At 63.0% G+C, this 21,293-nt stretch carries 17 protein-coding genes; 8 read left to right on the top strand and 9 right to left on the bottom strand.

What is annotated here, in order from left to right; translation table 11 throughout:
- The first annotated feature begins 106 nt into the window (after positions 1-106).
- Positions 107-1,033, top strand: a complete 927-nt coding sequence (rocF, locus tag I3253_RS12450; protein ID WP_197918002.1) for an arginase — start codon at positions 107-109, stop codon at positions 1,031-1,033.
- On the top strand, positions 1,030-2,076 hold the full coding sequence (locus I3253_RS12445) for an ornithine cyclodeaminase (protein ID WP_197918001.1): 1,047 nt from the start codon (positions 1,030-1,032) through the stop codon (positions 2,074-2,076). Before rocF ends, I3253_RS12445 begins: the two co-directional genes overlap by 4 nt.
- Before the next feature lie 133 nt (positions 2,077-2,209).
- Here I3253_RS12445 and I3253_RS12440 read toward each other — a convergent pair whose 3' ends face one another.
- The 4 genes from I3253_RS12440 to I3253_RS12425 all read right to left on the bottom strand — a co-directional run bounded on the left by I3253_RS12440 (position 2,210) and on the right by I3253_RS12425 (position 6,189).
- Entirely contained in the window at positions 2,210-2,794 is a 585-nt protein-coding gene (locus I3253_RS12440) for an HNH endonuclease (RefSeq protein WP_197918000.1), read from the bottom strand.
- A gap of 310 nt (positions 2,795-3,104) precedes the next feature.
- The gene (locus I3253_RS12435) at positions 3,105-4,742 is read right to left on the bottom strand and encodes a hypothetical protein (RefSeq protein ID WP_197917999.1); all 1,638 of its coding nucleotides are present in this window, start codon (positions 4,740-4,742) and stop codon (positions 3,105-3,107) included.
- 152 nt (positions 4,743-4,894) lie between these two features.
- The gene (locus I3253_RS12430) at positions 4,895-5,560 is read right to left on the bottom strand and encodes an alpha/beta hydrolase (protein WP_197917998.1); all 666 of its coding nucleotides are present in this window, start codon (positions 5,558-5,560) and stop codon (positions 4,895-4,897) included.
- Positions 5,557-6,189 (bottom strand): DNA-3-methyladenine glycosylase family protein, encoded by a 633-nt coding sequence (locus I3253_RS12425; RefSeq protein ID WP_197917997.1) that lies wholly within the window; start codon positions 6,187-6,189, stop codon positions 5,557-5,559. The genes I3253_RS12430 and I3253_RS12425 overlap by 4 nt, the downstream gene beginning before the upstream one ends.
- Before the next feature lie 90 nt (positions 6,190-6,279).
- Between I3253_RS12425 and I3253_RS12420 the strand changes: the two genes are divergently transcribed.
- A complete protein-coding gene (locus I3253_RS12420) occupies positions 6,280-7,488 on the top strand; it encodes an MFS transporter (RefSeq protein WP_197917996.1) in 1,209 nt (402 codons plus the stop codon).
- 63 nt (positions 7,489-7,551) lie between these two features.
- Here I3253_RS12420 and I3253_RS12415 read toward each other — a convergent pair whose 3' ends face one another.
- The 3 genes from I3253_RS12415 to cysS all read right to left on the bottom strand — a co-directional run bounded on the left by I3253_RS12415 (position 7,552) and on the right by cysS (position 11,505).
- The gene (locus I3253_RS12415) at positions 7,552-8,334 is read right to left on the bottom strand and encodes a squalene/phytoene synthase family protein (RefSeq protein ID WP_332255689.1); all 783 of its coding nucleotides are present in this window, start codon (positions 8,332-8,334) and stop codon (positions 7,552-7,554) included.
- Between the two features lie 62 nt (positions 8,335-8,396).
- Positions 8,397-10,025, bottom strand: coding sequence for a citramalate synthase (gene cimA / locus I3253_RS12410; protein ID WP_197917995.1), 1,629 nt, complete (start codon positions 10,023-10,025; stop codon positions 8,397-8,399).
- Positions 10,026-10,140: 115 nt separating this feature from the next.
- Positions 10,141-11,505 (bottom strand): cysteine--tRNA ligase, encoded by a 1,365-nt coding sequence (gene cysS, locus I3253_RS12405; protein WP_197917994.1) that lies wholly within the window; start codon positions 11,503-11,505, stop codon positions 10,141-10,143.
- A gap of 223 nt (positions 11,506-11,728) precedes the next feature.
- Here cysS and I3253_RS12400 point away from each other — a divergent pair, with 223 nt between their 5' ends.
- A complete protein-coding gene (locus tag I3253_RS12400) occupies positions 11,729-12,076 on the top strand; it encodes an MmcQ/YjbR family DNA-binding protein (RefSeq protein ID WP_197917993.1) in 348 nt (115 codons plus the stop codon).
- Between the two features lie 84 nt (positions 12,077-12,160).
- On the opposite strand, the gene I3253_RS12395 is transcribed toward I3253_RS12400, so the two are convergent.
- Entirely contained in the window at positions 12,161-12,535 is a 375-nt protein-coding gene (locus I3253_RS12395; RefSeq protein WP_197917992.1) for a VOC family protein, read from the bottom strand.
- A 79-nt stretch (positions 12,536-12,614) separates the two neighbouring features.
- On the opposite strand from I3253_RS12395, the gene soxR reads away from it, so the two are divergent.
- The 4 genes from soxR (at position 12,615) to I3253_RS12375 (ending at position 16,748) form a co-directional block, all read left to right on the top strand.
- The gene (soxR, locus tag I3253_RS12390) at positions 12,615-13,097 is read left to right on the top strand and encodes a redox-sensitive transcriptional activator SoxR (protein WP_197917991.1); all 483 of its coding nucleotides are present in this window, start codon (positions 12,615-12,617) and stop codon (positions 13,095-13,097) included.
- Between the two features lie 87 nt (positions 13,098-13,184).
- Positions 13,185-13,658 (top strand): MaoC family dehydratase, encoded by a 474-nt coding sequence (locus I3253_RS12385; RefSeq protein WP_197917990.1) that lies wholly within the window; start codon positions 13,185-13,187, stop codon positions 13,656-13,658.
- 155 nt (positions 13,659-13,813) lie between these two features.
- The gene (locus tag I3253_RS12380) at positions 13,814-14,989 is read left to right on the top strand and encodes a pyridoxal phosphate-dependent aminotransferase (protein ID WP_197917989.1); all 1,176 of its coding nucleotides are present in this window, start codon (positions 13,814-13,816) and stop codon (positions 14,987-14,989) included.
- A 226-nt stretch (positions 14,990-15,215) separates the two neighbouring features.
- Positions 15,216-16,748, top strand: coding sequence for a trimethylamine methyltransferase family protein (locus I3253_RS12375; protein ID WP_197917988.1), 1,533 nt, complete (start codon positions 15,216-15,218; stop codon positions 16,746-16,748).
- A gap of 246 nt (positions 16,749-16,994) precedes the next feature.
- On the opposite strand, the gene I3253_RS12370 is transcribed toward I3253_RS12375, so the two are convergent.
- Positions 16,995-20,657: a vitamin B12-dependent ribonucleotide reductase gene (locus I3253_RS12370; protein ID WP_197917987.1), complete on the bottom strand. Its 3,663-nt coding sequence runs from the start codon at positions 20,655-20,657 to the stop codon at positions 16,995-16,997.
- Positions 20,658-21,293 lie beyond the last annotated feature (636 nt).

Raw genomic sequence — 21,293 nt, 5'->3', positions numbered from 1 at the left:
ACTTCGTCTATTGAGCGACCATTCTGTGCAAATTAGCCGCTGCGCTTTTTCCCGTTTCGGACGCATTTATAGGAAACACGAAACACGCGACACAGCAAAATCAGCCATGACCCACAAAACCTGTCTCCTGATCGGCGCCCCGGTGGACTCCGGCAAACGCCGCCGCGGATGCCTGATGGGCCCGGATGCCTACCGTACCGCCGGCCTCGGCCAAAGCCTGTCCGAACTTGGCCACCAGGTGATCGACCTGGGAAACCTCGCCCCCGCCCCGCATGACCCGGACACAACCAACGCCCCGGTCTACGCGCGCAACGAAACCATCGGCTGGACACAAACCCTCGCCGCGGTCGCCGACACGGCCATGGATCGCGGCGTGCCGCTGTTCCTGGGCGGCGATCACAGCCTGTCCGCCGGATCGGTCAGCGGCGTGGCCAATCACGCCGCCCGCAAGGGGCGCCCGCTCTTCGTGCTCTGGCTCGATGCCCATACCGATTTCCACACCCCCGCCAGTTCCGGTTCTGGCCATCTGCACGGCACTCCGGTGGCCTATTTCACCGGCCGCCCGGGTTTTGACGGCTTTCCCCCCGTCCACAACCCGGTGCCCGAGGAAAACATCTGCATGATCGGGCTGCGCTCGGTCGACCAGGCCGAACATGACACGATCCAGGCCAGCGCCATCCGCTGCCACGACATGCGCCGGATCGACGAACACGGCATCGCCCCGCCGCTCAACGCCTTCCTGGCCGATGTCGCCGCCGCCAACGGCATGCTGCATGTCTCGCTGGACGTGGATTTCCTCGACCCCGCCGTGGCCCCCGCCGTCGGCACCACCGTCCCCGGCGGCGCCACCGTGCGCGAGGCCCATCTGGTGATGGAACTGCTGCATGACAGCGGCCTTGTCACCTCGATGGATCTCGTCGAACTCAACCCATTCCTGGATGAACGCGGCCGCACGGCCAAGCTGATGGTGGATCTCGCCGCCTCCGCCCTGGGCCGCCGCGTCTTCGACCGTCCGACCCGGAGCTTCACATGACCCAACCTTCCGCCAAGGCCCTCGTGCCCTTCGTCAGCGTCGACAACATGATGCGCCTGGTGAATCACATTGGCATCGAACAGGTGCTGCGCGATCTCGCCACCTATATCGAAGAGGATTTCCGCCGCTGGGAGCTGTTCGACAAAACCCCGCGCGTCGCCTCCCATTCCGATGTCGGCGTGATCGAGCTCATGCCCACATCAGATGGCGAGGCCTACGGCTTCAAATATGTCAACGGCCACCCCAAGAACACCTCCGAAGGGCTGCAAACCGTCACCGCTTTCGGCCTGCTGGCCGATGTCTATACCGGCTATCCTGTGCTGCTGACAGAGATGACCCTCCTCACCGCCCTGCGCACCGCCGCCATGTCCGCCGTCGCCGCGCGCTACCTCGCGCCCAAAGGGGCCGATACAATGGCCATGATCGGCAATGGCGCGCAGTCCGAATTCCAGTCCCTGGCGATGAAGGCCATTCTCGGCCTCAAAACCGTACGACTCTATGACAAGGACGCCGCCGCCACCGAGAAATGCGCGCGCAACCTTTCAGGCACCGGTCTCACCGTCGTGAAATGCACCACCCCGGAAGAGGCGATCCGGGGCGCCCGGATCCTCACCACCTGTACCGCCGACAAACAGAACGCCAGGATCCTGACCGACAATATGGTCGGCGCCGGGGTCCACATCAACGCCATCGGCGGCGATTGCCCCGGCAAGACGGAATTGGCCAGCGGCATCCTCTCCCGCGCACAGGTGTTTGTGGAATACCCCGAACAAACCCGGATCGAGGGCGAGATTCAGCAAATGCCCCCGGATTTTCCCGTCACCGAACTCTGGCAGGTGCTCGCCGGCACCGCCCGGGGGCGCAGCGATGACCGCCAGATCACCCTGTTTGACAGCGTCGGTTTCGCGATCGAGGATTTTTCCGCCCTGCGTTATGTCCGCGACAAGGTCCGCGACACCCCCTACCATACCGATCTCGACATGCTCGCCGATCCGGACGACCCGCGCGACCTGTTCGGAATGCTGCACCGCGCCAGCCTCTGACCCACCCTTCTTTTGGCAAGAAATATCCCGGGGAACGTTGAAAATCCCCGGATTTTCAACGTTGGGGCAGCGCCCCACACCCGCGCGCCAGCGCGACAGACTGCGCGCCCGCAACGCGGGCGCCCTATCTGGATCACGCCTGCAATTCGGCGTCCCAGTACAGAAAGTCCATCCAGCTTTCATGCAGGAAATTCGGCGGAAATCGCCGGCCCAGATTGCGCAGTTCCTCCGCCCCCGGCTGCCGTGGCGGTTTGCGCAGCCGCATCCCGGCCCGTCGCAGGCTTTTTGATCCCTTCTTCAGATTGCAGGGCGAACAGGCCGCCACCACATTCTGCCAGCTGGTCACACCGCCCGCCGCGCGTGGCACCACGTGGTCAAAGGTCAGATCGCCCTTGCCACCGCAATACTGACAGCGGAACCCATCCCTCAGAAACAAGTTGAAACGCGTGAAGGCCACGCGCTTTTGAGGTTTCACATAATCTTTCAGAACCACCACACTCGGGATGCGCAGCTCGGTCGACGGACTGCGCACCACCGCGTCATATTCGGCCACGATATCCACCCGGTCCATATAGGCCGCCTTGACCGCATCCTGCCAGGGCCACAGTGACAGCGGGTAATAGGACAACGGGCGATAATCCGCGTTCAACACCAATGCCGGATGCTGTTTCAACCCCGCAGAGGGCCTTGTGAATTCAGTTCTGAAATCGCCGTCCATGGTGAGTCGTTCTCCGCCCGGTCCGCCTGTTATCCGACACCGAGACGGGCGCCCCCGCCCCAGCTCTTTGTTCTACTATATATCGTGGCAGACATCTGGCAAGCCTCACCATCTATGGCATCTTGCCGCCAGCCTGCCACACCGGCATGACGTTCCCATGACATTTGGAACAGGATTGCACACCATCCAGGCCCGGACGAAAAATCAATTCAAGACAACACTTTGCGCAAGATCAATCCGCACGCAGACGCCTGCCAATCGCAAAGCGGCACAGCCCGGTCAGGCACCGCCTTACGGGCGCCCATCTGTTTTACCAGCGTTTCAGCCCGGTCAGATCGAAGGTCTTGGTCAACATGACCGAAAAAAGCACATCGTCCTGGGCCAGCATCGTTCCGATCCCCTCGCGGCCAACCGCGTTGGTCGCCATGGCATCCATGGCAAATCCGGACTGCCCGAAATTGTACCGCAGCCCCGCGGCCCAGGTTGGCGTGCTGGCATCCATGGCAACCGGCGTTGCCTCGGCAATCAGCTCCAGCGACTCCGACAGCGCATAGTTCAGCCCAAGCCCCAAACCGGCCACGCGCACCTTGGAATACCCGGCCACCTTCGGGGCCGCCGTCAGGGTCAGCCGGCCTCCGCTCATCTTGTAGCCCGCGAGCCCCTCGATGAAAAATACGCCAATCCCCGGGTTCGCGTTGATCTGACGACCATAAAGCACCCGCCCGGTCAGGCTGAACGGGTTGCCGTTATCCTGATCCATGAACCGCAGCTTTCCGCCGATCATGTACCGCATATTGGTTCCCGGCACCAAGGCCGACGCGGTGGCATTGTCCGAATACTTGTCCCAGGCAAACTGGATCTCTGCATCGCGATCCGGGCTGAATGCCACGATGCCACCCAGCGTATTGTCCGCCCCGCCCCAGGCACCCAGACGCATCGTGCCCGGCTCAAGTATATCCGCGCGACCCAGCGTGAATCCGTCCTGTTGCAGGTTGACCTGCCGCCGCGTCACCGGCGCCGGCGTGCCCCGATAGCTCACCGGGCGGCTGGCGCCCGGTGTATAAACCAGCTGCGCGCCCAGCAGGACCGTGTCGCCATCCGGCCAGAAGGTCAGAATGGATGTCGCCGGCGTGCTTCCGATGCCATTGGTCACATAGCCTTCCAGGGCGATCTTCGGCGTCACGTTATAGCGCGCACCCGCCGTCCAGACCGGCACTTTCTTGAACGTCGCACTCTGTGTCAGCGTATTGCCGCCGCTCACAGGCATGTCCACAGACCCGTAAAGCGTCAGCCGCGGGTTGGGCTTCACACTTGCCCCCAGACCAAGACTTCCGATCGTGCCATAAAAGGCCGAGCCACCCAATGTGGACGGGAAAACCGACACGGCAGGGGTCACATGCAGCGCCAGCGTGTCGGACGCCCGATAGGTGATCGGCAGCTTTGCGGCCCCGACAAATACACCCCGGTTGTCGCCCCCCCACAAGGGCGAGCGCAGCTGCACCACGTCCTCCAGCGACAGCAGCGCCGAAACCGTCACCCGCTCGCCCATATACAGGCGGTACTTGCCCCACAGCGCGGCGGTGTTCATCTTGATCGGCGGATAGGATCCGTTGATCGGCTTGAGCACCGGATCTTCATAGGTCGACAGATCGATCCCAAAGCTGAACCGGTCGTTGACCGCATAGGATCCGCCCCCGAAATACAGCTGGTTCCCGGTGGCGTTCGAAATATTGGGGTCGGTCTGCATCGTCCCGACCTTCAGTTCCAGCGTTCCCGCGGAATAGGTCTCGGCCGTTTCCATAGTGAACAACCGCACCGGCTGATTTTCCAGCGGTACATCCTGCGCAACCAACGCGCCGCCGGATCCAAGCACCAGGGCCGCCACGCCACCCGCCAGAACCGCCTTGTGTCGCGGCAACGGCAAAGTGTTCAAAATCCGGTGGAACATCACGCACTCCAATAGTCAAAACAATCGGTCTGATCCGTTCATAAACGCCATCTGACATTTCTGAAAGCCTGTTGGCGCGAATCGCCGCGCCGGGCGCCCTTGCCCGGCCACGTTATGGCAGAATTACCACGTCCCGACCCCTCCGAAGCCGCTCAAAGATGCAGTTTGTCGCGCATGAAGGCCAGCGCCACGCTCAGCCCGTCCGGCGCGATGCCATGCGCCGTGCCCTTCATGATATGGGCATACACATCCGTGAAACCGGCCTTTTGCAGGGCTTCGGCGGCTTCAGGAAGCGACTGCACCGGCACCACGTCATCCATGTCCCCATGCACCAACAGGATCGGCGGCTTGCTCACCACCTCGTCCTCCAGCAGTTCCGGCGCCATCAACCGCCCCGAGAACGCCACGATCCCCGCCATCTCGTCCTCGCGGCGCAGCCCGACATGCAGGCCCATCATCGTGCCCTGGCTGAACCCGAACAGCACCACCTGTTCGGGCAGCACATCCTCGTCCACCATCACCGCGTCCAGAAACGCATTCAGATCATCCGCCGCCGCCGCCATGCCGCGCGCGCTTTCCTCCTCGGACGATCCGTCGATCCACGGGATCGGAAACCACTGCCGCCCCATCGGCATCCCCGGAATTTCCTCTGGCGCGTCCGGGCTCAGAAACAACGTGTCTGGCAAATGCTCCGCCAGCGGATCGGCCAGCCCGATCAGATCGGCCCCATTGGCGCCATACCCGTGCAGAAAGATCACCACCGACCGGATCTCCCCCGATTGCGGTTCCCGGCGGAGTGTATTGAGTACGCGAGTCATCGGATCCCTTCCCTGTCCTTGGCCACCCGGTAGTAGGCCCATAACAGCCGCGCCGCAACCGATCGCCAGGGCGCCCAGGCTTCGGCCATTTGCCGCAGCACCCGCTCCTTTGGGCGGTCCGGTAATTCAAACAACAGACGCGCCGCCTCCTGAAGCGCCAGGTCGCCCGGCGCAAACACATCCGCCCGCCCCAGCGAAAACATCGCATAGATTTCCGCCGTCCAGGCACCGATCCCCGGCACCTCGGTCAGCCTGGCCACCACCGCCCCATCGGGCGCAATGCGCAAGCCGGCGAAATCGATCCCCGCCGCCGCCAGCGCCCGGGCATAGCGGATCTTCTGGCGGCTCAACCCGCAGCCCCGCAATTCTTCGTCACCGGCCGCCATGATCCCGCGCGGCCCGGTCAGCCGCGCTGCCTCCAGCCGCTTCCAGATCGCCGCCGCCGAGGCCACGCTCACCTGCTGGCTGACGATTGCGCTCAGCAACTGGTCAAACCCGTCCGGCCTGCGCCGCAACGGCAACGGCCCGGTCAGCGCCAGCGCCGCCGCCAACCGGGTATCGCGCGCCGCCAGCCACGCCGCCCCCTCGGCCACGCATTCGTTTGTCTCGATGATCCGCCCGACACCCATACCACCCTCTTTTTCCGCCACGTTACGCCTGTGCGACCCCGCGTCGCAAGCTCTGGACCTCTACTGCTTAACAAGCTAACGCTTTTGCGCATGAGTCACGCGATCGACGATACCAGCGCCCGGCGCACCGTGTTCATCCTGGTCCTTGCCCAGGCCTTCCTGGGCGCGCAGATGCCCATGATCTTCACCATTGGCGGGCTGGCCGGGCAATCGCTGGCGCCCAATGTCTGCTTTGCCACCCTGCCGATCTCGCTGATCGTGCTTGGCTCGATGCTCTCTGCCACCCCGCTCTCCGCGCTCATGCAGCGTTTCGGGCGCCGCGCCGGGTTCATGGTTGGCGCCGGCGGCGGCGCAATTGGCGGCGCGGTCGGTGCCTACGGGCTTTATCTCAATTCCTTCACCGTCTTTCTCGCCGGCTCGTTCCTGACCGGCATCTACATGAGCGCGCAAGGCTTCTACCGCTTCGCCGCCGCCGACACCGCCTCGGATGATTTCCGCCCCAAGGCGATCTCCTATGTCATGGCCGGCGGCCTTGCCTCGGCCATTATCGGGCCGCAACTGGTCAAGGTCACATCCGATTCTATGGTGATCCCCTTCATGGGCACCTATCTGGGCGTGATCTTGATCAACGTGATCGGCGCCGCGCTGTTCCTGTTCATCAACATCCCCAAACCGGCACCAGTCGCCGCTGACGCCCCGCGCGGGCGCACCCGCTGGGAACTCATCACCACGCCCCGGATCGCCGTGGCGGTGATCTGCGCCATGGTCTCCTATGCTCTGATGAACCTCGTGATGACATCAACCCCGCTCGCTGTCGTGGGCTGCGGCTACCAACAGAACAACGCCGCCGATGTCGTCACCGCCCATGTGCTCGCCATGTTCGCGCCCTCCTTCTTCACCGGCCACCTGATCGCCCGCTTCGGCGTGGAAAAGATCGTCGCCACCGGCCTCGTCATCCTCGCCGGGGCCGGCGCCGTCGCCCTGCAAGGCGTCGAACTGGGCAATTTCTTCATTGCCCTGATCCTGCTTGGCCTCGGTTGGAATTTCGGCTTCATCGGCGCCACCACCATGCTCGCGGGCGCGCATGAACCGCATGAACGGGGCCGGATGCAAGGCATGAACGACCTGATCGTCTTCGGCGGCGTCACCGTCGCCTCGCTGGCCTCGGGCGGGCTGATGAACTGCTCGGGCGGCGATGCCGTCACCGGCTGGACCAGCGTCAACCTCGCCATGGCCCCCTTCCTGATGCTCGCAGGCGCGGCTCTCATATGGCTTGTGCTGCGCCCGCAAGAGGCCTGACCGCACCCCTTCATTTTGCCGAAAATACTCTGGGGAGTCGGCGCAGCCGACGGGGCAAAGCCCCTACCAGCGCCCGCTCATCGCGCGCCACATCAGCCCCGCCTTTCGGGCGAATTCGCTCTGCCCCAATGCGCCATCCTTCACCCGCTCCGGCGCCTCTGCCGCCTGACGCAACACCGCCTCCGCCTGCCACCCGGCCAAAAGCGCCTGCCCCGCCGCCCGGCTCACCGCGCCGCGCTGCCGCCGCGCCGCGCGCAACCGCGCCAACCCCGCGCGTGCCAGTTCCGCCACCGCCCCGGGCCGCCCGTCCACAAGCGGCACCCGGCCCCGCGCCTCCAACTCCGGGATCGCGCGAAACCAGTTCGCCAGCCCCAGCGCATAGCCAACCTGGCGCGCCACGCTCTCCTCCACCGGCCCCAGCGCCCGCGCCGCCACAAAGGTCAGCCCGCCCGCCGTTTTTTCAAGATAGTCGTCAAACTGCGCCGCATCGGCAAACGGCGCGCGATAGATATCCCAGCGTCGCGCCTCGACAAGCTCCGCCAGCACCGCCGCGCCGGTCGCGTCCAGCACCCCGGCCAACGGCGTCACAACTTCATGCTTGCGCACCGCGCCATGGGCGCCGATCTCGTCCACCGCGTCGCGCCACCATTGCAGGCGCATCTCCGCAATCATGCTTTCTTCCGTCACCCAGGGCGCCCGCGCCACCTCGACATTGAACGCATAGATCGGAAACAAAACGTCCCGCGCCGGCGGGCTTGCCGCCATCACCGCCAGAAAACGATCCGCATCGCCCCGCGCCACCAGCCCGGCGCAGGCGGCAATATCCTCACCCGCCGCGTCGGTCACACCAGTCGCCCCAGCAGGCGCCGGGCACGGCCAACCCGTGAACAGAAATCAATACCCATGCCTCACCCGGTCCGCACCGCGCCGTCGCGCATCAGCTTCCAGTTCAGCGCCTCCAGCAACGCCTCGAAACTCGCATCCACGATATTGGCCGACACCCCCACCGTGGCCCAACGATGCCCGCCATCATCCTCGAAATCGATGATCACCCGAGTCACCGCCTCGGTGCCGCCATTGGTGATACGCACCTTGAAATCCACCAGCCGCACATCGTCGATCAGGCGCTGATACGGCCCCAGATCCTGCTTCAGCGCCTGCCACAGCGCGTTGACCGGACCATCATCGCTCATTTCCTCGGAATGCTCGTTCTTGAAATACGACGTGCGCTTGGCCCCGCTGGGCAGTTGCACCGTGACAACCGCTTCGGATTCCACCACCAGATGCCCGCGCGCATTGCGCCGCCGTTCCGAGATCACCCGATAACGTTCCACGTCAAAGAACTTCTCGCGCAGCCCAAGCTCATCGCGCGCCAGCAACTCGAAACTCGCCTGGGCACTGTCATAGCTGTATCCGACCGCCTCACGCGCCTTGATCCGGGTCAGGATCCGCCCCAGCGCCGCATCGCCCTTCGCCACGCTCAGCCCCGCATCCGCCAGCCGCTTGCGCAGGTTCGATTGCCCGGCCTGGTTCGACATCGGAATGACGCGCTCATTGCCCACCACAGCCGGATCGACATGCTCATAGGTCGTCGGATCCTTCAGGATCGCGCTGGCATGCAGCCCCGCCTTGTGGGCAAAGGCCGAGGCCCCCACATAGGCCGCCTGCTTCGCCGGAACCCGGTTCAGGATATCGTCCAGAACCCGGCTCGCCCGCGTCAGCCCCGCCAGCGCCTCGACCGTGACACCAGTCTCGTACCGGCTGGCATAAGGCTCCTTCAAGAGCAGCGTCGGGATCAGCGTCGTCAGGTTGGCATTGCCGCACCGCTCACCCAGCCCGTTCAGCGTGCCCTGCACCTGCCGCGCCCCCGCATCAATCGCCGCCAGCGATCCGGCCACCGCGTTTTCCGTGTCGTTATGCGTGTGAATGCCCAACCGGTCTCCCGGAATGCCCGCGCCGATCACCGCCGCCGTGATCGCGCCAATCTCGGCCGGCAAGGTGCCGCCATTGGTGTCACACAACACCACCCAGCGCGCACCTGCGTCAAAGGCCGCCTTCACCGCCGCCAGCGCATAACCGGGATTGGCCTTGTACCCGTCAAAGAAATGCTCCGCGTCAAACAACGCCTCGCGCCCCTGCGCCACCAGATAAGCCACCGACCGCGCGATATTGTCCGTATTCTCCTCCAGCGTGATCCCCAGCGCGGTCTCCACGTGAAAATCATGCGTCTTGCCCACAAGGCACACCGCTTGTGTCCCGGCATTCATCACCGCCGCCAGCACATCGTCATTCTCCGCTGACATGCCGGCCCGCTTGGTCATGCCAAAGGCGGCAAATGTCGCCTCCATCTCCGGCTTCAGCTCAAAGAAATCGCTATCCGTCGGATTTGCCCCCGGCCAGCCGCCCTCGATGTAATCCACCCCCAACGCATCCAGAACTTCCGCGATCTGCACCTTCTCGGGCGTGGAAAATTGCACCCCCTGGGTCTGCTGCCCATCGCGCAACGTCGTATCATAGATAAACAGGCGCTCCTTCATACCACCACGCCCCGCGCTTCTTTTGGCCCCAAATATCCTCGGGGGGGCCAGCGCAAATCCAACGGATTTGCGCTGTGGGGGGCAGACAGCCCCCCGGTTCCAACCTCCGCCAACATCACAACACCCCCTCCAGTTTCACCGCGTCAAACCCGGCCGCAGGCAGCAGCTCCACCCCCGCCTTGCTCATGCGCACCTCAACCCCGGCCGCGACCAAAGCCGCCTTCAGCCGGTCCACCTCCGCAAAATCCTTGCTCACCATCGCCGCCTCCCGCGCCCCGGCCAAGGCCGCCTCATAGGGCGACAAATCCACGCCCCGCGCCCAATCACCCATCTCTTCTGTCAGCAAACCCAACAACGCGGCCCCGGCCTTCAGCCCCGCGCCATCGCCCGCCCCCGCCAGCCGATGCAGCTCTGCAATCGCCCCGGCGGTGTTAAGATCATCGGCCAGGGCCGCCACCACAGCGGCCGGCACGCGGCGCGCTGGCTCAACGCCCGCGCCCAGCGTCCGCCATTTGCGCAACGTCGCCTCCGCCTCGCCAGCCTTCTTCGCGGTCCAGTCCATCGGCTTGCCGTAATGGGTGCTCAGAAACACGAACCGGATCACCTCACCGGGCACCCCCTGCTCCAGCAGATCCCGCACGGTAAAGAAATTGCCCAGCGATTTGGACATCTTCCTGCCCTCAACCTGCAACATCTCGTTATGCATCCAGTACCGCGCAAACTCCCCCTCAGGATGCGCACAACAGCTTTGCGCGATCTCGTTCTCGTGATGCGGGAACATCAGATCATTTCCCCCGCCATGAATATCGAACGATGCCCCCAACAATTCATACGACATCGCCGAACACTCGATATGCCAGCCCGGACGCCCCCGCCCCCAGGGGCTGTCCCACCCCGGCACATCATCGCCCGACGGCTTCCACAGCACGAAATCCATCGGATCTTCCTTGTAGGGCGCCACTTCCACCCGCGCCCCCGCGATCATGTCGTCCACGGAACGCCCGGACAGCGCGCCATAGCCGGCATATTCGCGCACCCGGAACAACACATGCCCATCCCCCTCATAGGCAAAACCCTTCGCCATCAGGTCTTCGATCATCGCCACCATCTGCGGAATATACTGCGTCGCGCGCGGCATGGCATCCGGCTCCAACGCCCCCAACGCCCCCATATCGTCCAGATACCACTGCGTCGTCTGCGCCGTGATCTCGCCAATCGCACGCCCGCTCTGCGCGGCGCGCGCGTTGATCTTGTCATCCACGTCGGTGAAATTGCGCACATAGGTCACATGATCCCCACCATACACATGGCGCAACAGCCGATACAGCACGTCAAACACCACCACCGGGCGCGCATTGCCGATATGAGCACGGTCATACACCGTCGGCCCACAGACATACATGCGCACATTACCCGGGTCGATCGGCTCGAAAACCTCCTTCCGGCGGGTTCTGGTATTGTGCAGTCTGATCGTCGTCATGTCTTGTCCTTCGTGGCGTGCAACAGGGCGCAGCGACGCTCGCGGCGGGCTTAACAACTTCAGATCATGTTTGGAATAGAAGAACAGCCCGCCTGATTGTCTCAGCAGGGAATGCAGCAGATAATGAGGATGCGTGCACCGTTCATGGCCACAGCCTTACGCGCAACACGCCGCGCTGGTCAAGAGACTTGACGCATCCCCCCGCCCACGCCACCGTCCCGTCATGAGCCGCAACACCGTCAACCGCCTCTGCGCCGCCCTGCCCGGGGCCGAATGGTCCGAACCCTTCGGTCCGGGCCATGACGTGTGGAAAGTCGGCGGCAAGATCTTCACGGCCATCGGCGCCGCCGGCACGGGGGTCTCGGTCAAGACCCCCGATATCGACACCGCGCAAATGCTGATTGACGCCGGTGTCGGCACCAAAGCCCCCTATTTTCACCGCAGCTGGATTCATCTCCCGCTGGACACCGCCCCGGACGAACTGCGCCACCGCATTCAGGTGGCCTATGACACCATCCGCGCCGCCTTGCCCAAAAGGACACAAGCCAGCCTGCCGCCACGCGCCGACTGACCGCGCGACGACGCCCGCAAGGGCGCAGGAGCCGCCCGCCCCAGCATCATTCTTGCCCGCGTCACCCGCCCCAACAGGTAGCCCCTACACATAGCTGACCACCTCATATTCGATCCCGTCCGGCCCGTCGAAATAGAATCTCCGGCCCGGCTCGTAATCGCCGTGGCTGTGCGGCACATACCCGGCCGCCTTCACCCGCGCCTCGACCGCGTCCAGATCCTCCACCACAACCCCGATATGGTTCAGCCCGGCCAGATGGTGATATCGGCGGCTTTCCGGCTCCAGCGCCCAGGCGGGCGTGTAAAGCGCCAGATAGCCATCCTCGCTGCCCACATGCACCGTATATCCCTCATCCTTGGCCGGGCCTTCCCACCGGACATGCCAGCCAAACAGATCGATCAACACCGCCGCATGGGCCCTGGCATCGGGCACACAGATATTCACATGTTCCAAATTCATCTGGGTATTCCCTTCTTCTCTTCTTGACTTCCTCCAGTCTAGTTCTTCAAGTTAACTTGAGGTCAAACGAAAAATACCTATGAAAAACAAAATATCCAAACGACACGGCCTGACAATCGGCGAAATCTCGGCCCGCACGGGCCTGGCACCCTCCGCCATCCGATTCTACGAAGACCAGGGTCTGGTCCACCCATTGCGAACCGACAGCGGCCAGCGCCGCTTTGACCGCGCCGACATCCGCCGCCTGTCTTTTGTGATGATTTCCCAGAACCTTGGCTTCTCGATCGCCGAAATCCGCGCCGCGCTCGACTCCCTGCCGCAAAACCGCACGCCCACCAAACGCGACTGGCAACGCATATCCGCCCGCTTCCGCCGCCACCTTGACGCCCGCATCGGCCAGCTTACGGCCCTGCGCGACAAACTGGATGGCTGCATCGGCTGCGGCTGCCTCTCCCTGCAAAACTGCGCGCTCTACAACCCGGATGATCGCGCCCGCGTCCACGGCACCGGCCCGCGCTACCTGCTCGGGGACACGCCTGCCCCGTCCTCACTCAACGCGTAACGCCGCGTCACCCGTCTTCCGGGCGGGTTGCTCCGGTGCCCGCCCTTGGGCACCCTCCGCGCATCACACCGCACCAGGAAAACGACCATGATGACACCCCCCGACGATGTTCCCTTCATCCCCTTCGAAAGCTTCGAGCCGGGCCAGACCCGCCGTTTTGGCGCCTACAAGGTCACGCGCGAAGAAATCATCGAGTTCGCCGGCAAATACGACGCACAGTTCTTCCATCTGGACGACGAAATGGCCAAATCCTCGCTGTTCGGTGGCCTGTGCGCCAGCGGCTGGCACACCTGCGCCATGACCATGGCAATGATGGTCGAGGACATGGAAACCCGTGGCCGCTCCCTGGGCTCTCCCGGCGTCGACGAGTTGCGCTGGATCAAGCCGGTCTATCCCGGCGACACGCTCAGCGTGGAAATGACCGTACTTGACCTGAAAGCCTCGCAAAGCCGCCCCGGGATCGGCTTTGTCACCAGCCGCACAACCGTCAGCAACCACAAGGGCGAGCCGGTCATGCGTTTTGTCAGCAAAGGCATCTTTCCCCGTACCCCGCCAGAGTGACAAGCGCACCGACGTAATACCGACGCAATACAGACGCCGCGCCGACAAGCCCCGATGACGCCCCGAAATCCCGCCCATCACGAAATCTGAATTGACGAATCCTTGCTGCTCTGGCCCCCTGAGCCACGGATCGGATATCGGATCAGGGAAATATAATGGAACTATCTCAACGTATTACACATCTGACGGGGGGTGGTTCCGATGGCTGGGACGTGTTCTACAAGGCCCGCCGCATGATCGCAGATGGCTTCCCCGTGACCGAACTGACCATCGGCGAGCACGATATCCGAACAGACCCCGCCATCCTCGCCGCCATGAACCACGCCGCCACCAGCGGCCACACCGGCTATGCGCTTGTGCCCGGCATTCAGGGCTTGCGCGAGATCGTCGCCAGCCGGATCGAGGAAAGAACTGGCGTTCCAACAACTTACCGCAATATCCTCATCACGCCCGGCGGGCAGTCGGCGCTGTTCGCCGCGCATATTGCGGCCTGCAATCCCGGTGACCGCGCCCTGTTCATCGATCCATATTACGCCACCTATCCCGGCACGCTGCGCGGCGCCGGCGCGCGGCCCGTCCCCATCCCCACCCGCGCCGAAAACAATTTCCTGCCGGACCATGACGCGATTGCCCGCGCCGCCCGTCCCGGCGCCGCCTCGCTGCTGATAAACACCCCCAACAATCCCACCGGAACGGTTTATGGCATTGATACCCTTAAGGAAATCGCTCGCGCCTGTATCACCCACGATCTCTGGCTGATCTCGGACGAGGTCTATGACACCCAGGTCTGGGAAGGCACTCATATCAGCCCCCGTGCCCTGCCCGGCATGGCCGAGCGCACCCTGGTGATCGGCTCCATGTCGAAATCCCACGCCATGACCGGCAGCCGCATCGGCTGGATTGCCGGGCCGGAACACGCCATCGACCACCTGGTCAACCTGGCCACCCATACCACCTATGGCGTGCCCGGTTTCATTCAGGATGCCGCCCTGTTTGCGCTATCCCAAGGCCCCGGAATAGAAGAGAAAATCGCCGCCCCCTTTCGCCGCCGCCGGGCGCTGGCGCATCAGATCCTCGCCCAGCAAAACAGCGTCGGCCTGATCCCGGCGCAAGGCGCGATGTACCTGATGCTCGACATCCGCGCCACCGGCCTCAGCGGCGAGGGCTTTGCCACAAGCCTGCTCGATACCCATCTCATCGCCGTCATGCCCGGCGAAAGCTTCGGCAGTTCGGCCTCGGGCCACATCCGCGTTGCCATGACAGTGAATGACGACCGGTTTTCCATGGCCTTGCAAACCCTTGTCGATCACGCCGCGCGGATCACCACCTGATCCAAGCCCAAAAACGACAAACAACATATGTCGCAATCGGAAAAGACGATCCAGACGCCCGCGCTCACACTGCCTGAAAAAGGGAGACGCGATGCACTCGGACCGTTGCAAGATCCAATTGGTCAGCCGCACCATTGGCGCGGACAGGGGCCGCGCCGCGCGTGGGCGCCCGACCACAGTTTGAGACGGTTCGTTTTCAAACTTTTTCAACAGGATCACCCAGCACATGACTTCCCCACGCCGTTCCGGCGGTCGCGCCGCCCGTCGCGCCGCGCGCGCCGCACCGCTGTCCCGGGACATCCGCCCGGTCCGTGCCGGTCTCACCGGCGGCACATACCGCCCCCTTTCCGATCACGACATGCAGCGCATTCACGCCACCGCGCTGGACGCACTCGAACAGATCGGCCTGGCCGACGCCCCGCCCTCCGGCGTCGAAATCCTGACCAGCGCGGGCGCGCGGCTCGGCGAAGACGGGCGGTTGCGCTTCCCGCGCACCCTTGTTGAAGATGCCATTGCAAAAGCCTGTAAAGACATAACCTTACACGGTCGCGATGCACAACATGACCTGCATCTGAATGACGCGAGGGTACATTACGGCACCGCTGGCGCCGCCGTTTCCATGGTCGACGTGCAGGGGCGCGCCTACCGCGACAGCACGGTTCAGGATCTCCACGACGCCGCGCGCATCTGCAATGTGCTCGACAATATCCACTTCGTGCAACGCCCCATGGTCTGCCGCGATATCGCTGACAATCGGGACATGGATCTCAACACCATCTATGCCTGCTGCTCCGGCACCACCAAGCATCTTGGCACGTCCTTTACCGATCCCGCCTATGTGGCGGACGCGCTGGAGATGCTGCACATGATTGCGGGCGGCGAAGACAAGTGGCGCGAGCGCCCTTTCGTCAGCAATTCCAATTGCTTCGTCGTTCCACCCATGAAGTTCGCCACCGAATCCTGCCAGGTGATGGAGGCCTGCATTAGCGGCGGAATGCCCGTTCTCCTGCTGTCGGCGGGCATGGCCGGGGCCACCGCGCCCAGCACCATCGCCGGGGCCATCATGCAGGCCTGTGCGGAATGTCTCGCCGGTCTTGTCTATGTCAACGCCATCGCGCCCGGCCACCCGGCGATTTTCGGCACCTGGCCCTTCGGCCTCGATCTGCGCAGCGGCGCGATGACCGTCGGCTCGGGTGAACAGGCACTGCTCTCGGCAGGCTGCGCCCAGATGCATATATTCTACGGCCTGCCCGGTGGGGCCGCTGCTGGTGCCTCCGATTCCAAATTGCCCGACATGCAGGCCGGCTGGGAGCAGATGTGTTCGGCTGTCATGGCCGGTCTCTCCGGGCTCAACATGGTTTATGAGGCCGCCGGAATGCACGCGTCACTGCTCGGTTTCTGCCATGAATCGCTGATCCTGGGAGATGATCTCCTTGGCCAGGCCCTGCGCTGCGTGCGCGGCATCGAGGTGGATGACGCGACGCTCGCTCTGGATCAATTACATGATGTCTGCCTTGGCGGGCCCGGCCACTATCTCGGTACCGACGCGACCCTCAGCCGAATGCAAATTGACCATGTCTATCCGACACTTGGCGACAGAACCTCACCCAAGGAATGGGCCGAAAAGGCCAGACCGGACCTGATCGCCAAGGCCACCGCCCGCAAGGAACAGATCCTGTCCGAACCTTCCAACGCGCGCTTTGACCCCACGCTCGACCGCGCCCTGCGTGCGCGGTTCAACATCCATCTGCCCGCATGATCTTCATTTTGCCGGAAATACTCCGGGGGGTCCGGGGGGCTGGCCCCCCGGCTTCACCCTCCCTCCAACCCAAAAAATTGGGGGGCAATCCGCCCCCCAGTTTCGCCATTCAGGCTCACTCTATATACCGCTCGATGTTTTTTGCCTGCGGCCTGAATGTCGTCGGAGCGAGCGCACCCGCCCCGTGTTTCGTCCTTCTTGTTTCGTCGGGGGCCGAAGCCCCCTACCCAAGGTCTCCCCCCAGGATCAGCTGCACCCGCTGGTTGCCCCGCAAGTGTTGCATTTCATGCAGGTGCCGTTGCGCACCAGCGTATAGTTCCCGCAATCACCACAAGGATCGCCCTCATAGCCCTGCATCTTGGCCTTGACGCGCGCGTCCATGCGCACCGTGCCGCTGGCTACCGCGGTTGTGCTCGCCACACCCGCCGCCGCCGTGCCCACCGTGACAGAGGTCTCGGGCACAAGCGTCTGCAAGGTCGCGACCGGATCCATCGCACCGCCACCGCCATTCAGCACCACCAGTTCCTGAGGCAGACGCTTGCGCAGATATCCGGTCGAGGAAATCTGCTTGAGCACTTCCAGCGAGCGCGTCGCGGCCGTTTCGCTCAGCTCTGTCAGGTTGGACACACCCTCTTCCTCGCCACGGCCCAGATCGTCAAACATCGTGCCTTCCGGCTTGATATGTGCCAGATCGGTGCGGTCCAGATAAGACACGGCCAGTTCGCGGAAGATATAGTCCAGGATCGAGGTGGCATTCTTGATGCTGTCATTGCCCTGCACCATTCCCGCCGGTTCGAACTTGGTAAAGGTGAACGCATCCACGAATTCCTCCAGCGGCACGCCATATTGCAGACCCACACTCACAGCGATGGCGAAATTGTTCATCATCGCCCGGAACCCGGCGCCTTCCTTGTGCATGTCGATAAAGATTTCGCCCAAGGAGCCGTCGGAATATTCTCCGGTACGCAGATACACCTTGTGCCCGCCAACAACCGCCTTCTGGGTATAACCCTTGCGGCGTTCGGGCATCTTCTCGCGCCCGCGCGCCACTTCCTTGATCACGATCTTCTCGATGATCTTCTCGGCCAGAACCGTGGCCTTTTCATGCGGGCTGCCGCTTTCCAGCGTTTCCGCCGCCTCGTCATCATCCTCAACCAGCGCCGCCGCCAGCGGCTGGCTCAGCTTGGAGCCGTCGCGATACAACGCATTCGCCTTGATCCCCAGCGACCAGCTCAGCTCATAGGCGTTCTGGCAATCCTCGATCGTCGCGTCGTTGGGCATGTTGATCGTCTTGCTGATCGCCCCCGAAATGAACGATTGCGCCGCGGCCATCATGGTGATGTGGCTGTCAACACTCAGATAACGCTTGCCTTTCTTCCCGCAGGGATTGGCACAATCAAAGATGTGATAATGCTCTTGCTTCAGGAACGGCGCGCCTTCCAGCGTCATGGTGCCGCAAACATGATCGTTCGCCGCCTCCACATCGCGGCGCGCATAGCCAAGATGCGCCAACAGGTCAAATCCCGGATCGTTCAGCTTGTCGGCCGGAATGCCCAGCACGTTGGTGCAGAACTCGGCGCCCAGCGTCCACTGGTTGAACACGAACCGGATGTCGAATGCCGATCCCAGCGCCGCCTCGATCTTGTCGATCTCGGTCTGACCGAACCCATGCCCCACCAGCGAGCTGTGGTTGATCCCCGGCGCATTGCCCAGGCTGCCATGGCCCACCGCATAGGATACGATCTCCTCGATCTGCGCCGAGGAATACCCAAGATTTTCCAGCGCCGCGGGCACCGACCGGTTGATGATCTTGAAATAGCCACCCCCGGCCAGCTTCTTGAACTTCACAAGTGCAAAATCCGGCTCGATTCCCGTGGTGTCACAATCCATCACCAGGCCAATCGTACCCGTCGGCGCGATCACCGACACCTGGGCGTTGCGATAGCCGTGCTTTTCGCCCAGCGACAACGCCTCGTCCCAGGCTGATTTGGCCAGCGCCACCAGCGTCTGGTCCGGGCAGTTGCCATGATCCAGCGCCACCGGCTTGACCGCCAGTTTTTCATACCCGCCGGTTTCGCCAAAGGCCGCCCGGCGGTGGTTGCGGATCACCCGCAGCATGTGCTGGCTGTTGCGCCCATAGCCCGAGAACGCGCCCAGCTCGCCTGCCATCTCGGCGCTTGTCGCATAGGCCACGCCAGTCAGGATCGCGGTCAGCGCCCCGGCTATCGCCCGGCCCTCGGCGCTGTCATAGCCATGCCCCATGTTCATCAGCAACCCGCCGATATTGGCATAGCCCAGGCCCAGCGTACGGAAATCGTATGACAGCTGCGCGATTTCCTTGGACGGGAACTGCGCCATCGTCACCGAAATCTCCAGAGTCACGGTCCACAGGCGCGTGGCGTGGATATAATCCTCGGCCTGGAATTCCCCATCCCTAAGGAACGCCAACAGGTTCATCGACGCCAGGTTACAGGCCGTATCGTCCAGGAACATGTATTCCGAGCACGGGTTCGAGCCGCGAATCTCGCCATCTTCGGGGCAGGTGTGCCAGGCGTTGACCGTATCGTGATACTGAATGCCCGGATCGGCACAGGCCCAGGCCGCATGGCCCACATCTTCCCACAGCTTACGCGCCTTGATCGTTCTGGCGACGCTGCCATCGGTCCGCCGGATCAGTTCCCAATCCGCATCGTCCCGGACCGCTTTCAGGAACGCATCCGTAACCCGGATCGAATTGTTCGAGTTTTGCCCGGACACGCTGGCATAGGCTTCTGAATCCCAGTCCGTGTCATAGGTCGGGAATTCGATACTGGCATAGCCCTGCCTGGCGTAATCCAGCACCCTCTTGACATAAGTCTCTGGGATCGCAACCTTTTTCGCCTCGCGAATGGCCGCTTTCAGCGCCGCGTTCACTTTGGGATCATAGGCATCCGCTTCGGCGCCGTCCCAGGCCTTGATCGCCGCAAAAAGCCCGTTCAGCTTTTCTTCGTGCATTTTCGAGCCGGCGACGATGCTGGCAACCTTCTGCTCTTCCTTGACCTTCCAGTTGATATATTCCTCGATATCCGGGTGGTCGGCATCGACAATCACCATCTTGGCCGCGCGGCGCGTGGTGCCGCCGGACTTGATCGCGCCCGCCGCCCGGTCGCCGATTTTCAGGAACCCCATGAGGCCGCTGGACTTGCCACCGCCCGACAGCGGCTCGCCATCGGCGCGCAGCGAGGAAAAATTGGTGCCCGTGCCCGAACCATATTTGAACAGACGCGCCTCGCGCACCCACAGATCCATGATGCCGCCATCACCCACCAGGTCGTCGCTGACCGACTGGATGAAACAGGCGTGTGGCTGGGGGTGTTCATAGCTCGACCTGGATTTGGTCAGCTTGCCGGATTTGAAATCGACATAGTAATGTCCTTGCGCCGGTCCATCGATGCCATAGGCCCAATGCAGGCCGGTGTTGAACCACTGAGGCGAATTCGGCGCGGCGCGCTGGGTTGCCAGCATATAGCGCATCTCGTCGAAATAGGCGCGCGCATCTTCCTCGGTGCTGAAATAGCCGCCCTTCCAGCCCCAATAGGTCCACGCTCCTGCCAGCCGGTCGAACACCTGCTTGGCGCTGGTTTCGCCGCCAATCTCGGTATTGTCATTGGCCGGAACCGAGCGCCACAGGAATTCGGGGACTCCCTTTTCCTTCACGCGCTTGAGCGCCGCAGGCACGCCCGCCTTGCGAAAGTATTTCTGGGCAATCACGTCGCTGGCCACCTGGCTCCAGCTGGCCGGCACCTCGACCGCGTCCAGACGGAACACAACGGTGCCGTCCGGGTTACGGATTTCGGACTCGGTGGTCACGAAATCCAGCTCTGCATATGCGTCCTGCCCTGCCTTGGTAAATTTTCTTTCGATTTTCATCGCTGCCTCACGATCCCAGCTACAAGTCCCCAAACCGCGCGTCATTGCGCGCGCCTCGTGCGGTCAAAAACAGGCAAGAACGCGAAAACCAGCGCCACGTGACACGGAGATGCGTGTCGCATGTTTCGTTCCGGTATCCCGGAAATGTGTTTGGTATCTGTCCCTGCCCGGTCCGGCACCACTACATCTTGTGGCAACCCGGCACCGCCCCCACAATCTGACGTATGTGCGCCTAGACGGTCAACGACTTTATTTGCGATTTTTTCACTTTTTCACGGTTGACCGGCGGGGCATTCCCTGTCCCGCCAAAGCCACGCCCCGATTCCAAAAGGTAACGCGCGAAGGGCCTTGCCGAGGCACCGCCTCAACCCCTTCCAAGAACCGACTGGAACCTAAGAAGAATTCGCGACGGGGGTTTTTTCCGGCCGCGGTTATCCACAATATGTGGGGACAACCCGCACCTTCACGCAACATATATTCGCGCGTGATGGTTTCGTCACACACCGACGGCGGCGCATGGGCGATTCGCCCGCGCCATGCGCTATCGTAGGGTGTTGAAGAGAAAATGGTCGGGACGGCAAGATTCGAACTTGCGACCCCCTGTACCCAAAAAAGTTCTGCGGTAAGTATTCATAA

This window comes from Thiosulfatihalobacter marinus (assembly GCF_016019955.1).
GTDB lineage: Bacteria > Pseudomonadota > Alphaproteobacteria > Rhodobacterales > Rhodobacteraceae > Shimia > Shimia marinus_A.
The sequence above is the reverse complement of the archived record's forward strand: the minus strand, read 5'-3'. Positions and strand labels throughout refer to the sequence as shown.

What these genes read in the sequence shown, in the direction of transcription:
- soxR (WP_197917991.1), top strand. Translation starts at nt 12,615, where the DNA reads ATGAAAAACAAAATATCCAAACGACACGGCCTGACAATCGGCGAAATC.
- I3253_RS12420 (WP_197917996.1), top strand. Translation starts at nt 6,280, where the DNA reads ATGAGTCACGCGATCGACGATACCAGCGCCCGGCGCACCGTGTTCATC.
- I3253_RS12385 (WP_197917990.1), top strand. Translation starts at nt 13,185, where the DNA reads ATGATGACACCCCCCGACGATGTTCCCTTCATCCCCTTCGAAAGCTTC.
- I3253_RS12400 (WP_197917993.1), top strand. Translation starts at nt 11,729, where the DNA reads ATGAGCCGCAACACCGTCAACCGCCTCTGCGCCGCCCTGCCCGGGGCC.
- rocF (WP_197918002.1), top strand. Translation starts at nt 107, where the DNA reads ATGACCCACAAAACCTGTCTCCTGATCGGCGCCCCGGTGGACTCCGGC.
- I3253_RS12445 (WP_197918001.1), top strand. Translation starts at nt 1,030, where the DNA reads ATGACCCAACCTTCCGCCAAGGCCCTCGTGCCCTTCGTCAGCGTCGAC.
- I3253_RS12425 (WP_197917997.1), bottom strand. Translation starts at nt 6,189, where the DNA reads ATGGGTGTCGGGCGGATCATCGAGACAAACGAATGCGTGGCCGAGGGG.
- cimA (WP_197917995.1), bottom strand. Translation starts at nt 10,025, where the DNA reads ATGAAGGAGCGCCTGTTTATCTATGATACGACGTTGCGCGATGGGCAG.
- I3253_RS12430 (WP_197917998.1), bottom strand. Translation starts at nt 5,560, where the DNA reads ATGACTCGCGTACTCAATACACTCCGCCGGGAACCGCAATCGGGGGAG.
- I3253_RS12370 (WP_197917987.1), bottom strand. Translation starts at nt 20,657, where the DNA reads ATGAAAATCGAAAGAAAATTTACCAAGGCAGGGCAGGACGCATATGCA.
- I3253_RS12395 (WP_197917992.1), bottom strand. Translation starts at nt 12,535, where the DNA reads ATGAATTTGGAACATGTGAATATCTGTGTGCCCGATGCCAGGGCCCAT.
- I3253_RS12435 (WP_197917999.1), bottom strand. Translation starts at nt 4,742, where the DNA reads ATGTTCCACCGGATTTTGAACACTTTGCCGTTGCCGCGACACAAGGCG.
- I3253_RS12380 (WP_197917989.1), top strand. Translation starts at nt 13,814, where the DNA reads ATGGAACTATCTCAACGTATTACACATCTGACGGGGGGTGGTTCCGAT.
- I3253_RS12375 (WP_197917988.1), top strand. Translation starts at nt 15,216, where the DNA reads ATGACTTCCCCACGCCGTTCCGGCGGTCGCGCCGCCCGTCGCGCCGCG.
- I3253_RS12440 (WP_197918000.1), bottom strand. Translation starts at nt 2,794, where the DNA reads ATGGACGGCGATTTCAGAACTGAATTCACAAGGCCCTCTGCGGGGTTG.
- cysS (WP_197917994.1), bottom strand. Translation starts at nt 11,505, where the DNA reads ATGACGACGATCAGACTGCACAATACCAGAACCCGCCGGAAGGAGGTT.